General features: G+C 72.7%; 10 protein-coding genes. 4 read left to right on the top strand and 6 right to left on the bottom strand.

The window, feature by feature from the left end; translation table 11 throughout:
- The first annotated feature begins 108 nt into the window (after nt 1-108).
- From ACQPZA_RS00555 to ACQPZA_RS00545, 3 genes are read left to right on the top strand one after another with little or no spacing between them, the layout of a single operon-like run.
- A complete protein-coding gene (locus ACQPZA_RS00555) occupies nt 109-1470 on the top strand; it encodes an FAD-binding protein (RefSeq protein WP_433277410.1) in 1362 nt (453 codons plus the stop codon).
- Nucleotides 1470-2225 (top strand): decaprenylphospho-beta-D-erythro-pentofuranosid-2-ulose 2-reductase, encoded by a 756-nt coding sequence (locus ACQPZA_RS00550; protein ID WP_169397814.1) that lies wholly within the window; start codon nt 1470-1472, stop codon nt 2223-2225. Before ACQPZA_RS00555 ends, ACQPZA_RS00550 begins: the two co-directional genes overlap by 1 nt.
- 26 nt (nt 2226-2251) lie before the next feature.
- On the top strand, nt 2252-2617 hold the full coding sequence (locus tag ACQPZA_RS00545) for a YciI family protein (protein ID WP_433277408.1): 366 nt from the start codon (nt 2252-2254) through the stop codon (nt 2615-2617).
- 27 nt (nt 2618-2644) lie between these two features.
- Here the strand turns inward: ACQPZA_RS00545 and ACQPZA_RS00540 are convergent, their stop codons facing one another.
- The 6 genes from ACQPZA_RS00540 to ACQPZA_RS00515 form a co-directional block, all read right to left on the bottom strand.
- On the bottom strand, nt 2645-4135 hold the full coding sequence (locus ACQPZA_RS00540) for an acyltransferase family protein (protein ID WP_433277406.1): 1491 nt from the start codon (nt 4133-4135) through the stop codon (nt 2645-2647).
- Between the two features lie 207 nt (nt 4136-4342).
- Nucleotides 4343-4987 carry a nitroreductase family protein gene (locus ACQPZA_RS00535; protein ID WP_169397817.1) on the bottom strand — a complete coding sequence of 215 codons (645 nt, stop codon included), beginning with the start codon at nt 4985-4987 and terminating at the stop codon, nt 4343-4345.
- 7 nt (nt 4988-4994) lie between these two features.
- On the bottom strand, nt 4995-6776 hold the full coding sequence (locus ACQPZA_RS00530) for a hypothetical protein (protein ID WP_433277404.1): 1782 nt from the start codon (nt 6774-6776) through the stop codon (nt 4995-4997).
- A 91-nt stretch (nt 6777-6867) separates the two neighbouring features.
- Complete coding sequence (locus ACQPZA_RS00525; RefSeq protein ID WP_433277402.1) at nt 6868-7593, bottom strand: class I SAM-dependent methyltransferase; 726 nt, start codon at nt 7591-7593, stop codon at nt 6868-6870.
- Complete coding sequence (locus ACQPZA_RS00520; protein ID WP_433277400.1) at nt 7590-8747, bottom strand: glycosyltransferase family 4 protein; 1158 nt, start codon at nt 8745-8747, stop codon at nt 7590-7592. Before ACQPZA_RS00520 ends, ACQPZA_RS00525 begins: the two co-directional genes overlap by 4 nt.
- The gene (locus ACQPZA_RS00515) at nt 8737-9996 is read right to left on the bottom strand and encodes a lipopolysaccharide biosynthesis protein (RefSeq protein WP_169397819.1); all 1260 of its coding nucleotides are present in this window, start codon (nt 9994-9996) and stop codon (nt 8737-8739) included. Before ACQPZA_RS00515 ends, ACQPZA_RS00520 begins: the two co-directional genes overlap by 11 nt.
- A 471-nt stretch (nt 9997-10467) precedes the next feature.
- Here ACQPZA_RS00515 and ACQPZA_RS00510 point away from each other — a divergent pair, with 471 nt between their 5' ends.
- On the top strand, nt 10468-13689 hold the full coding sequence (locus ACQPZA_RS00510; protein WP_433277398.1) for an arabinosyltransferase domain-containing protein: 3222 nt from the start codon (nt 10468-10470) through the stop codon (nt 13687-13689).
- Nucleotides 13690-13705 lie beyond the last annotated feature (16 nt).

The raw sequence follows: 13705 nt of genomic DNA, 5'->3' as shown, positions 1-13705 counted from the left end.
CCCTTTCGGTGACCGATTGATCCTGGTCCCGTACGCAACGAGCGCAGCGGGGACGCCCCACCGGGTGGAGGCACGACCGCGATCTCTACGGGGAGTAGCCTGGCGCCGATGTCCGGAACGGCGAGTCTGCGCGGCTGGGGCCGCACCGCGCCCACCACGGCGCAGGTGCTCACACCCAGGTCCTTCGACGACGTTTCCGCCGCGGTCGCGGCGGCCGGCCCGCGCGGGATCATCGCCCGCGGTCTCGGGCGCTCCTACGGTGATCCGGCCCAGAACGCCGGTGGCACGGTGCTCGACATGACCGGCCTCGCCACCATCCACTCCATCGACGCCGACACCGGTGTCGCAGTGGTGGACGGCGGGGTCAGCCTCGACGCGCTGATGCGCAGCGCACTGCCGTACGGGCTGTGGGTGCCGGTGCTGCCGGGCACCCGGCAGGTCACGATCGGCGGGGCCATCGGCGCCGACGTCCACGGCAAGAACCACCACAGCAAGGGCAGCTTCGGCAACCACGTCCTCTCGCTGGACCTGGTCACCGCCGACGGCACGCTCCGCACCCTCACCCCGGACGGGCCGGAGTCCGACCTGTTCTGGGCCACGGTCGGCGGCATGGGCCTCACGGGCGTGATCGTGCGCGCCTCGGTACAGCTGCACCGCACCGAGTCGGCGTACTTCGTGGTCGACACCGACCGCACCGCCGACCTCGACGAGCTGATGGGCCTGCTCACCGACGGCTCCGACGACACCTACGGCTACTCCGCCGCCTGGTTCGACACCACCACCACGGGTGCCCAGCTCGGCCGGGCGGTGCTCACCCGCGGCTCGCTCGCCACCGTCGACCAGCTGCCGGCGAAGCTGCGCAGCGACCCCCTGAAGTTCGACGCGCCGCAGCTGCTGTCGTTCCCCGACGTCTTCCCGAACGGACTGGCCAACCGATTCACGCTGCGGGCGTTCAGCGAGCTCTGGTACCGCAAGGCCCCGAAGCGCCAGCGGGGCTCGATCCAGAACATCACGGCCTTCTACCAGGTGCTCGACCTGTTCGGCGACTGGAACCGGGTCTTCGGATCGCGCGGGTTCCTGCAGTACCAGTTCTTGGTCCCGTTCGGCCAGGAACCGACGTTCCGCCGGGTCGTCGAGAAGATCGCGCAGTCGCCGCACGCGTCCGGCCTCAACGTGCTCAAGCGCTTCGGCGAGGGCAACGCCGCGCCGCTGTCGTTCCCGCAGCCCGGCTGGACGATCACCGTCGACTTCCCCATCGCGCGGGGGCTGCACCGGTTCTGCGACGAGCTCGACGAGCTCGTGCTCGGCGCGGGCGGCCGGCTGTATCTCGCCAAGGAGTCCCGGGCGAGCGCCGCGACGATCCGCCGCGGCTACCCGCGCTTCGACGAGTGGCGCAAGGTGCGCGACCACGTCGACCCCACCGGGGTCTTCACATCCGACATGGCCAGACGGCTGGAGCTGACGAACTGATGATCGACGCCGTGGGCAACCCGCAGAGCGTGCTGCTGATGGGCGGCACCTCGGAGATCGGCCTCGCGGTCGTCGAGGCGTTCGCCTCCGACCGGCCGTTGCGGGTGGTGCTGGCCGCCCGGCCGTCCGAACAGCTGGATGCCGCGCGGGCCCGCCTCGAGCGCCTCGGCTGCGCCGTCGAGACGCTGACGTTCGACGCGCTCGCTCTCGACACCCACGCCGACGTGGTCCGCAAGGCCTTCACCGGCGGCGACATCGACGTGGCCCTCGTCGCGTTCGGGCTGCTCGGCGACAACGAGAAGGCGTGGACCGACGTCGCCACCGTCGTCGAGCTCGCCCAGGTCAACTACACCGCGGCCGTCTCGGTGGGCGTCGCGCTCGCGGAGCGGCTCCGCGCGCAGGGCCACGGCTCACTCGTCGCGTTCTCCTCGGTCGCGGGGGAGCGGGCGCGCCGGTCCAACTTCGTCTACGGCTCCACCAAGGCCGGCCTGGACGCCTTCTACTCGGGGCTCACCATGGCGCTCCGCCCGTCCGGTGTCGCCGTCACCGTGGTGCGCCCCGGGTTCGTGCACACCAAGATGACCGAGGGCCTGAAGCCCGCCCCGCTGTCCACCACTCCCGAGGCCGTGGCCGCCGTGGTGGTCGACGCCGTGCGCAACCGGCGCGAGCTCGTCTGGGCGCCGGCCCCGCTGCGCGTGGTGATGAGCGTGCTGCGGCACCTGCCCCGCGCGGTGTTCCGCCGCCTGCCCATCTGACCGGGCGTCGCGCGAAGGAGCACACCGTGAAGTACCTGCTGATCATGCAGATGAACCCGGCCGTGTGGGAGGCGCTCTCCCCCGAGCAGCGCGACGAGGTGATGAACGGCCACGGTGCGTTCATGGAGACGATCAGGGCCTCCGGCGAGATGGTGGCGACCCATGCACTGGCCGAGCCGGCTCAGAGCGTCGTGGTGCGGGGCCGCGACGGCGTGCCGGTCGTGACCGATGGTCCGTTCCTGGAGTCCAAGGAGTTCATGGGCGGCTTCTACCTCGTGGAGTGCGAGACACGGGAGCGGGCGGTCGAGCTCGCCGCCATGATCCCGGACGCTGCCGTCGACGGGATGGCCATCGAGGTGCGGGAGGTCGTGTTCTCGGAGGGGGCCCGGTAGCGGCAGCCACCACGAGCCGACCGGCGCTCAGCCCCGCGCGTTGAGGTACCCCTGCACGTAGAGGGAACGCTCGTAGTCACCCGGCCGCGGCGGTTGCCTGCGCTGGGCATTGATCAGCGCGGCAGCCAGAGGCGGCCCGCCGGCCTCCGGTGCCGGGCGGCGGCGTGGCACCGCGGAGACCTCGGCCGAACCGCTCGGCCCCCCGCCGGCACGCGTCTCGCCGCTCCGGCCTGCGGCGGCGTTGCGGCGAGCGGCGACGATGCGGGACCGGGCGGTCGCCGCCTCCGACGTCAGCCTGGTGGCCGACTGGTTGCCCACGCCGGGCCAGCCGGTCGCCGTCCCCCCGACGGCGCGGTGCCGCGGAGACCTCGACGCCCGTGCCGGCGCCGCATCGCCCGGCCGCGCCATCGCCCGCAGGCTCCGCCGGGCGGGCTCCTCGACGGCATGGAAGGCCAGCGCCGCGACCGCGAACGTCGAGAGCAGCACGACCACGCCGGTCACGTGCGCGAGCATCGTGCCGGGCCCCAGCGAGGAGAACTTCTGCAGCGCCAGCCAGTAGATCTCGAACATCGGGATGTGCACGAGGTAGAGGCTGTAGGAGACCCGGCCGCCGTACACGGCCCACGGCATCGACAGCACCATCGCCGGTCCACGGTCGGCCACGGCCAGCGCCCCCACCAGTAACGGGAACAGCGCGATCACTGCGCCGCCGCGCCCGGGGCCGAGGAGCTCACCCAGCAGCAGGCCGGCCGCGATCAGCACCGGCAGCACCACCGCCGCGGTCGATGCGCCACGTCGCAGCCCCTCCGTCCGGCGCTTCCGGCGGACGGCCAGGTACATCACGGCGCCCCCGCTGAAGCCGCAGAGGATGCGGGCGGCCCAGCTCCACGGGTGGTACGGGGTTCCGGTGCTCAGATAGGCCCAGACCATCGGAGCCATCAGCGCCACCGCGGCCATGGCCAGCACCGTGGCGGGGAGGTTGCGCAGCCGGAAGAGGACGAGCACCCCCACCGGGAAGAGCAGGTAGGCCAGCCACTCCGCGCTGATCGACCAGGTGGCCCCCACCCAGGACGCCCCGTCGAAGAACGGGTTGTCCCAGAGCTGGACCATGAACAGCTGCTGCAGGTACTCCGTGGGGCCGAGATCCGGCTGCACGGCCTGGAACGCCACCTCCGAGTCGGAGCCGTACCACAGGCGGGCCATCAGCCAGATCCCGAACAGGTGGAACACCAGCGCGTACACGGGCCAGATGCGGCAGGCGCGAGCCCAGACGAAACGCACGGTGGCCCGGACCCGCAGTGCGGGCCCCAGCGAGTCCAGGTACGTGTAGGTGATCACGAACCCGCTGAGGACGAAGAACAGGTCCACCCCGAGGGCGCCCGCGGTGATCAACGGCCCCAGCACGGCGGCCACCTCCGCGACCGCCTCCAGGGGCGTGAAGTGGAAATGGAAGAGGACGACCCACGCCGCTGCCACGATGCGCAGCCCGGTCAGACCACGCAGCTCCGTGCTGGGCACGCCTCGACCGACGGACGGAGTGGTGGTCAGCTGACCTGCTGTCGTCACACGGTGAAAACGACGACACGCCGAGCGATGGTGCGCCTACCAGCCCGAACGTACCGGTATGGCCCGGGCCGTCACTGCCCGCTGGGCAGCGGTACGGCCGACCGGGTGGCAGCGAACCAGACCGATTCAGTACAGCGTGCAACGACCGAACACGTTCCGCTACCAGCGGTCGAGGTGCAGCACGGTGTCGAGCGGCTCCCGCGGCGCGGGCTTGAACGTCTCTCCCGTGTAGTAGGCGGTGGGCAGCAGGACCCCCTGGCGGACGTTCGGCGGGATCCCGAGCAGCTCGGAGATCTCCTTTTCGTAGCGCAGGTGCAGCGTCGTCCAGGCACTGCCGAGCCCGCGGGCGCGGGCCGCGAGCTGGAAGCTCCACGCCGCCGGGAGCAGGGAGCCCCACAGGCCGGCCTGGTTGCTCGCGGGCAGCTCCTCGCCCGCCGTGATGCAGGCGAGGACGAGCACGGGGACGTCGCCCATCCGGTCGGCGAGGTACTCCGCCGACGTGCTCACCCGCGCCTGCACGGCCTGTCGCTCGTCGCTGTGGTTCGCGGCCCGGCCGCCGTAGCCCGGCGAGTTGCGGTACCGGTCGTAGGACTGCTTGTAGTACTCCCCGATCCGGGCCCGGAGCCCGGCGTCGGTGACGACCAGCCAGTGCCAGCCCTGCTGGTTGCTGCCGGTGGGCGCCTGCACAGCGACCTCCAGGCACTCCCGCACGAGTTCGAGGGGCACCGGCCGGTCGAGGTCCAGACGCTTGCGCACGGAACGGGTGGTGGTGAGCAGCTCGTCGGGGCTCAGGGGGAGCGTCATGCTCTGATCATGCCCCGGGCCCGTCGGCTGATTCGGCCGGGCGGCAGTCCGCGGCCGCGCGGGGATCGCGGGGGTACCGGTAGGAGGTGCGCTCCCAGGCTCCGGTCAGGTTGTCCCAGAACCGCTGTGCGGTGAGCGGTGCCCGCACGGAGTTGAGCAGCTCCTGGGTGCGGGGGCACGCGAGCGCGGTGCGAGCGGCGGCGACGCCCCCCGGGTCGACGAAACCGGTGTCGGTGACCCCGGCGTCGGCCAGGAACCACTCCGGCGGCAGGTCCTTGTCGTGGCCGATGCGCCCGTCGGGGATGCCCGTGGCGTGTGCGGCGAGGGGGTTGGTGAGCCCGACACCGTCGAGCACCGTGGTGGAGAGCGGCGCCAGCTCGCCCGTGACACCGAGGTTGAGCCAGACGATCGTGTTGCGGGCGTCCTGGCCGGGCTTCGGGAACAGCCACCAATGCAGCCCGTTCTCCCCCGGCCCGGCGAGCGCCAGCGACGGGGACGGCGCAGCGGCGAGCGCCGCGACGCCCTCGGGCGCCACCGGGTGCCCGACGAAGTCCTCGCTGGTCACCGGGTTGGGCTTGCCGACGAGGATCACGTAGTAGAGCCGCTCGTTGGCGATCCAGTTCGGGCCGAGCGTGTCGTAGGCGGGCCGCATGCCGGCGATGCACGCCACGGCCCACACCGCCATCCCGATGACGGGGAGCGCGGTCCACCGGGTGAGCGGCACCGCCATCAGCGGCAGCACCAGGCAGAACAGCGCCGGAAGCAGCATCCGGCCGTGCATGAAGTCGCCGCCGACCCGCGTGACGTACAGCGCGAGCAATCCGGAGCCCAGCACGGGCACCGCGACCACCACGACGGTGAGCAGGCCCAGGCGCCGCGACGCCGGCTGCGACGACGCGCCCCGGAGCAGCCCCGCGAGCGCGAGCACGCCGACGAGCAGGACCAGCAGCGGGATCCACAGCCGGTAGGGGTCGACCAGGTCGAACAGGTAGTAGATGCCCTGCTGCCAGCGGGCGGAGCTGGCTTCCTTGGCCAGCGCTGTGGACGGCACCAGCAGGCCGTAGTAGCCGGCCCGGAAAACCTCGTACGCCAGCGGCACCGCGGCGGCCACCACCGCGAGCCCGACCAGGCGGCGCCACCCGCGGCGGGCCTCCAGCACCACCAGCGCGACGGCCACGAGCAGCCCGAACAGGGCGAGGTCGGGGCGCACCAGCGGAGCGAGTCCGAGCACGAGGGCCAGCGGCCACGCCCGGCCACCCCCGCCGGCGCGGGCGGCGACCAGGCGGCCCACGAGCAGCCACCACGTGAAGCCCAGCCACCCGACGATGAGACCGGTCTCCAGGCCGGACGTGCCGAAGTCCCAGAACGGCGGCAGCGAGACGACGACGAGCGCGCCGAACGGCACCATCAGCCGCCGGGCCCCGAACAACCTGCGCGCGGCGTCGAGCCCGAACCCGAGGCCTGCGACCGACAGCGCCAGGCCGAGGATCACCGCCGCCCAGTTCAGCGAGATCCCCGGCACCAGGCCGGGAATCGCCAGCAGCGCCGTCCACAGGGTCGAGGTGTTGGCCTCGACCCGCTCGCCCACGTTGAAGACCGGGCCCTCACCTGCGACCAGCTGGCGCACGGTCCGCAGGACGATGAGCCCGTCGTCGCTCATCCAGCGGCGGTGCCAGATGAGCGCCCCGAAGGCCAGCATCGTCACGCCGAACAGCGCGAAGGTCCAGAGGGAACGCGACGGGCGAGCCGACCGGTGACCCGACCAGGCGGCCGGATCCGCCTCCACCACAGTGCTGATCGGATTCCCCCTCGTGTCCGGCGCCCGGCACCCGCCGTGCGCGTACATCGTGCCGGGCAGCACCCGGACGGAGGCGCCGGGGTCAGGACTCGGCGGGAACCTCCAGCACGAACACGGACGACTCACCGGAGCCCGGGCGGAGGAACAGCCGCCCGGCCAGGAACTGGACGAAGGACGGCACCGCGTACCGGGCCGCGTCGAGGAGCTTCGGGAGCTTGCCGTACGGCACGTTCCAGAGCCCGTCGCTGCCCTCGCGCAGCACCGTGAAGCCCGCTGCGGTGAGGACGGCGCGCCACTCGTCGTGCGGTTTGAGGTTGATGTGGGTGGGGTCCTGGTAGCCGGTCCAGCCCTCGCCCGCCAGACCACGCGCGCGGCCGGCCGGGTCCGGCATCACCACGAGTGCGCGTCCGCCCGGCACCAGCACCCGCCGCCAGCAGGCCAGCACCGCCGCGGCCGTCTCGTCGTCGAGGTGCTCCAGCACGTGGATGGCCGTGAGCCCGCGGAAGTTCGCGTCGGGGATCGCGTCGAGGGTGAGGTACACCGGGCAGCCGGGGGCGGTGCGCCGGGCGACGGTCGCCGAGTACGGCGAGATCTCGAACCCGGACGCCCGATCGTGCGCCGACAGCCTGCGCAGCAGGTGGCCCGTGCCGCACCCGAAGTCGAGGTAGGGGCCGCGGCCGAGGTAGCGGCGGACCATCCGGACGTACCAGCGCAGCGCGGGCCGGTCGCCCGCCTGGCCGTTGTTGACGTAGTAGTCGGCGTCGTAATGGTCGGGCGAGCCGGCGACAGGCTCGAACTCCGTGCTCACTGCGTGCTCCTGACCTGGTGGGCCGCCTTGTCGATCAGAACTTCGTACCCGTCGAGCACCGCCGACACCGAGAACGCCTGGTGGGCGCGGGTGGCTCCGGCCGCGCGGTCGGGCGGGTCGGCCTGGAACGAGCGCAGCGCGCGGGTGATCGCCGCCGGGTCGGCTGGCTGGACGACGGTGCCGAAACCGGTCTGCGCGACGGGCTGCCGCACTCCGGGGATGTCGCTGGACAGCACCGGGACGCCGGCCAGCATCGCCACCGCCTGCACGATGCCGAAGGCCTCGAACGCGTTGACCGACGGCAGCGTGAACACGTCGAGGGAGGCGTAGAAGTCGCCGATCCGCTCCTCGGGCACGAAACCCATCAGCCGGATCCGGCTGTCGTCGCCGATCGCCTCGCGCACGCGGTCGACGACGCTGCCGCCTGCGACGTGGGTGAAGTCGCCGCCGATCAGCAGCCGCGCGTCGGGGTCGGGCAGCGCACGGAACCCGCGCACCAGGTACTCGAGGCCCTTCTCGCGCACGATCCGGCCGAGGAAGCCGACGTGCATGCCGTCGGTCTCGCGGTAGCTCGGCTCACCTGCCGGGGGCGGCGAGCACGGGGGTGGGACGACCACCATCGACGGCGCGATCGACGGCCACATGCGGCTGTGCCGGGCGTAGTCCTCGCTGGTGACGGTGACGACGGCGGACTGCCTCATGGCCAGCCGGTTCGACGCGTCGACGACCAGCCGCTGCACCGTGTTGACGAGCCCTGGCGGGAGCGTCACGTCGCAGTGGTAGGTGGACACGAGCGGGGTGCGCATCCCGGCGGCGATCGCGCCCGCCTCCAGCATCGGGAGCTGCACCGAGCCCACCGCGGCCTTCGCCATCGTGGCCCGGGCCAGGCGCACCAGCTGCGGGCTGATCACTCCGCGGCCGAGGCGGGCCAGCACCGGCGCCCGGAGCACCCGGACACCGTTGATCTCCTCCTCGAGCGGCAGCGACGAGTCGTAGCGGCTGGTGACGACCGTGACGCGCCGACCGCGGGCCGCGAGGCCCTCCGCGATGTCCCGGGCCATGTTGGTCAGGCCCGAGACGTACGGGGCGTAGTAGGTCAGCGCGATGACGAGGTCGTCACGGCGCCTGCCGTTGGGGCGTTCCTCAGGAGACACTCTGCAGCTCCCGTTCACGTCGTTCGCTGAGCACCAACCCGGTGCCCACGAGCCATCCGGCGGCGGAGCCGAGGAGGAAGGCCAGCTCGGCGCGCAGGAGCAGGTCCGGCACCACCGCCAGCACAACCCCGGCGACGAGCAGTCCCGAGAGCCAGCTCCAGGCCACCAGCCGGTGCCGCACCGACGCGACGAGCACCTGGGTGACCAGGACCAGCCCGATATAGGCCGCGACCCCCACGGCGAGCAGGGCGACGTGCGACCCGGGCAGTACGTAGGCGGGTCCGAAGATCAGCCCGACGAGCCACGGCCCGATCAGGAACCCGAGCCCGAGCGCGGCCGCGGCCAGCGCGAGCAGCCCGAGCGAGAGCCACCGGACCACGCGGACGAGCGCGGTCCGGTCACCCGCGTGCAGGATCGAGGTGAAGATCGGCAGCAACGCCGTCTGCAGCGGCACCACCAGGAACAGCGGGATCCGGGCGAGCGTGAACACCGCGAGGAACTGGCCGGCGCGGGTGACGTCCATCTGGTTCTGTGCGAGCACCGGCACGAGCACCGGCGGACCGTTGAGCAGCAGCTGCGCGCAGAGCGACCCCATCAGGAGCGGTGCGACGGCGGTCCAGACGGCCCGGGGGGCGAGACGGCCCGCTGCCGGGTCGGGTTCGGTGGCGGCGCGGGTGCGCCTGCGCAGCAGGGAGAGCAGCTGCGGGGCGTGCGCCAGCCCGATGGCCACGACCAGCGTCCACGCGAACTCCGGGCTCCCGGGGGTGGTCATCAGCGTGGCGACGAGCGCGGCCAGGCCGACCCGCAGCGCGGAGTCGAGCAGCATGATCGCGGCGTGCCGGCCCATCCGGTCCATCCCGATGAGCGCGCCGCGCACGACGAACTGACCGGCCGACACCAGGCACAGCACACCCACCGCCACGACGGTGACCGACTGGCCGCCGAACGCCTTCGACAACAGCGGCCAGCCGAGCGCGACCACCGCGAGGAGGGCCACCGCCATCGTGGCCGCCGTGAGCAGAACCGCCCGGAGCACCCCGAGCGGCCGCCTCGGGGTCTGCAGCAGCCGGGCCGTCTCCTGCTCGATGGACAGGAACATCCCGAACCCGGCCACCTGGGCGAGCGACCAGAAGGCGCCGAAGTAGGCGTACTCGGCGGCGGTGAGGCTGCGCGCGACGATGGCCAGGTAGGCGTTGATGAGCAGTCCGGACGCCACGATCCCGACGACGACGAGCCCGACCGACCGCATGCGGTTGCCGGGTGTGCTGGCCAGGACCGGGACCTTCCGCTCGAATTCGTCAGGGGTGCCGATTATGCAGCTTCCGGTCGCCTGCCGTGGGTTGTGCGTCTGCTGGTCCGTCACGGTCGCGCCGTCACCCGGGGCAGGGTGACTTCTGTGCGCCTGTGTCTGCGCATGCTCGCGCCTCCTTCGCCCGAAGAGGTGGTCACGGCGCTCACCGTCCGGGTGACGACCGCGGCGTCTGTGACGCACCGCATCCGGCTGGAGATCGACCACCGCGGAACTGTAGTGGCGACAATCATCCATCCGAGCACGACCCGGTCAGATAGCACGGGCGCCGCAAGGGGCGTGGCCGGGGAGTTCTGGCGTCGTTCCTGGTGAAACCGGCGGCAGGTTCGTGCGCATCTCGTTGCCGGAACGTGGCTCTCCCGCAATCAGCCCCGTTCGTGCTCATGGCGGCAGTCCTGACAGCATGCGGCTGTGACTGACGTGTCCGACGCCGTGCGGGAGGACGCCGCGGCGCCGGCCGCAGAGGTGGGCGACGACCACGACACCGGCGGCCCGTCCGACGTCCCGCCCCCCGTCGCGCGCCGAGGGCGGCGCACCGCACTGCTCGCGGGGCTCACCGCGCTCGTGGCCGTCGTGTGCGCCGCATTGCTGCCCTTCGCCCCCGTGTCCGTCTCGGAGCCGACGGTGAGCTGGCCCGTCGACCCGGCACGTCCGGAGTCGACGCTGCTCTCGCTCACGGCTTACCGGCCGCTGACGCTCGACGTGCGCTTCAGCTGCGACGTCGCCCGCACGGCACAGGCGAGCGGTGGCGTCGTGGTGTCCACCGCGGCACCGGAGTCACCGGTGGCCGGGACGACCGGAATGATCGTGACCGCCCGCGAGGGCCGCCTGCGGGTCGGCGCGCTGGACCGGCTGTTGGTGGACGAACCGCTGCCCGCCGGACCGTGCGAGTACCGGATCACCGGGGACAGCCGGGGGGTCCCGACCTTCGTCCGGCCCGCGCCCGACCCGGCCGACCCGGACTCGCCGGACCTGTCGTCGTTCGCCCAGCCGGACAACGCCGAGCTGACCATCAGCCGGGACGGTACCCAGCTCGCCCACACGACTGCGGTACAGCTGCCGGACGTGGACGTGCTCGCCACCGACGCCACCGTGCTGCCGTCCGGCGGGCTGACCGTCCGGATGCGGGTCGACGACGAGTTCACCAGCAGTCCCACGCCGCTGAAGAGCGTGCTGATCTGGACGCTCGTGGCGGCCGTGATCGCCACTCTCGTGCTGCTGCTGCGCCTCGACCGGATGACGGCGCGGGTGCCGTACAGGTGGCGGCCGGGCTGGCCGCGGATCGTGGACGTCCTGGTGCCCGCGGTGATCGTCTTCTGGATGTTCGTGGCCCCGGCCACGGACGACGACGGCTACTACGCCGCGATGGCCCGCAACTCGGTGCTCTCCGGCGACGTCGGCAACTACTTCCAGCTCTACGACCAGAACTTCACCCCGTTCACCTGGTTCTACCAGTCGCTGGGCTGGTGGCAGCAGCTCGTGGGCAACGCGCCGGTGCTGCAGCGGATCCCGGCCACGGTGTTCGGGATCGTCACCTGGCTGGTGCTGCGGCGGTTCGTGGTCGCGGCGATGGAGGACTGGGCTCCGCACCGCCGCGGCGTGCGGATGGCCGCCCACGCCGTGCTCGCGGTGACCTTCCTGTCGTGGTGGGTGCCGCAGGACATGGGGGTGCGCCCGGAGACGGTCGTGGCGGTGTGCGGCTCGGCCACGATGCTCGCCGTGCTGGCGGCGGGCAGGCGACGGCGCCTGGGGTTCGCCTGGCTCGCGTTCGCGCTGGCCGGGCTCGGCTTCACGGCACACCCCACTGGCTTCACGCTGTTCGCCCCGCTGCTCGCGGGGCTCCCGCTGCTCTGGCCGGTCGTGCGGGTGGCGGGCGACCGCATCGGCACCGCGCTGCGCGCGCTGGCCGTGGCGTCGGGCGGGATGGTCGCCCCGCTGCTGGCGTTCAGCGACGGCGGGCTGCGCGACTTCCTGCGTGGCCAGACGATCTTCCTGTCGCTGCAGGGCCAGGAGAGCTGGACCACCGAGATGCAGCGCTACACCTTCCTGTTCTCCCAGATCCCGATGGGCAACTACGCCAAGCGGGCCGCGGTGCTGGTCTGCCTGGTCGCCCTCGTGTGGTTCGCGGTGCTCGCCGCGGCGGCCAGGGCCCGCAGGGTGACCGTTCCCGTGCCGTTGTGGCTGGCCGCCTCCACCACCGCGCTCGCGTTCGCGGCGCTCTGGCTCACCCCGTCGAAGTGGACCCACCACTTCGGAGCCCTCGCCGGGGTGGGCTCGGCGTTCCTGGCGCTGCTGCTGGTGATGGCGGTGCCGCTCGTCCGGCAGACGCTGCAGGGGTCGACCCTGCGGGTCGGGCTGCTCGTCGCGGCCGCCGGCTCCTTCGTCGTCGCGATCGCGCTCGGCTGGCACGGCCCGAACGAGTGGGCCTACGCGTGGCTCGAGGGCGTGCGCCGCCCAGGGCTCCCGCCCGCGGTGAAGAACATCGCTCTGGACCGGCCCCTGCTGTGGGTGCTCGTCGTGGTCGTACTCGGGCTGATCACCGGCCTGGCAGCCCGCCGGTTCGGGCGCGGTGACGTGCGGCTCGGGGCGCTGCGCGCGGTGGCCGCCGTGGTGCTGATCTCGCTGCTGGGCACCACCGTCTACACCGTCGGCACGTTCGGCGCCGCCGCGGTGGCGGGCACCCCCCGCGAGTCCATCTGGGCCCAGGGCCTGGCCGACCCGTCGGGGTCGCAGTGCGGCGCCGCAGGCGTGGTGCACGTGCTCGACCCCTCCACCGCGGCGACGCTGCCGCTCGCGACGGGCCTCCCGGTACCCGCGCTGTCCCGCGACTTCGAGGCGGGCGGTGGCTACTACGCGGGCGACCCGCCGCAGGGACCGGCCGGGGCGGAGGTCTGGGGCAGCCTCATCTTCCGCAACGGTCACGGCGCCGAGCGCAACACCGGCGACATGGCCACCGGCTGGTACTCGCTCCCGTCCGCGCTGACGGGTGGGGAGGCCACCACCGTGCTGGCCGCGGGAACGCTCACGGAAACAGACGGCAACAGCCTCACCGCCGTGTACGGCCGCAGGTCGGGCACCGAGGTCACCCCGGCAGGCGACCAGCCGCTCACGGACGACGCCACCGAGTCGGCATGGCGCACCTTCGTCCTGCAGCCGCCGGCGGGCGCCGACGTGGTGCGGCTCGAGGCCGTGGACGCCACGGGCATGGTCAACGGCTTCGTGGCCTTCACCGCGCCCGCCGTCCAACGCCCCGTCGTGCTGTCGGACTACCTCCCGGCCACCGCCCCCGTGGCGCTGGCGTGGCCGCTCGCGTTCGCCTACCCCTGCCAGCGGCAACCGGCGATCGTCGACGGGATCACCGAGGCGCCCGAGTACGCCGTGCTGTGGGGAGACGGGGACCTGTCCGGCTTCACCGACGGCACCTGGGTGCCGTCCCGGGGCGGTGCGTTCGCCCAGCTGCCCCGTACCCAGGGCGTGCAGCAGCTCGCCGTCGTCGGCGGGGTGGACCCGAACATCCAGGTGTACTCGTTCAGCACCCCGCTGGCCCGCGCCGCCTACACCGTCTCGGAGACGACGCGGACGGTCCCCGGCGCCAGCATCGCCACCGGAACGGGTCCCGCCACGAACGGCTGACGCATCCCTCACCCCC

It is taken from the genome of Pseudonocardia xinjiangensis, assembly GCF_050948425.1.
In the GTDB taxonomy this organism is placed as follows: domain Bacteria; phylum Actinomycetota; class Actinomycetes; order Mycobacteriales; family Pseudonocardiaceae; genus Pseudonocardia; species Pseudonocardia xinjiangensis.
This window is presented reverse-complemented; position numbering and strand designations above follow the sequence as displayed.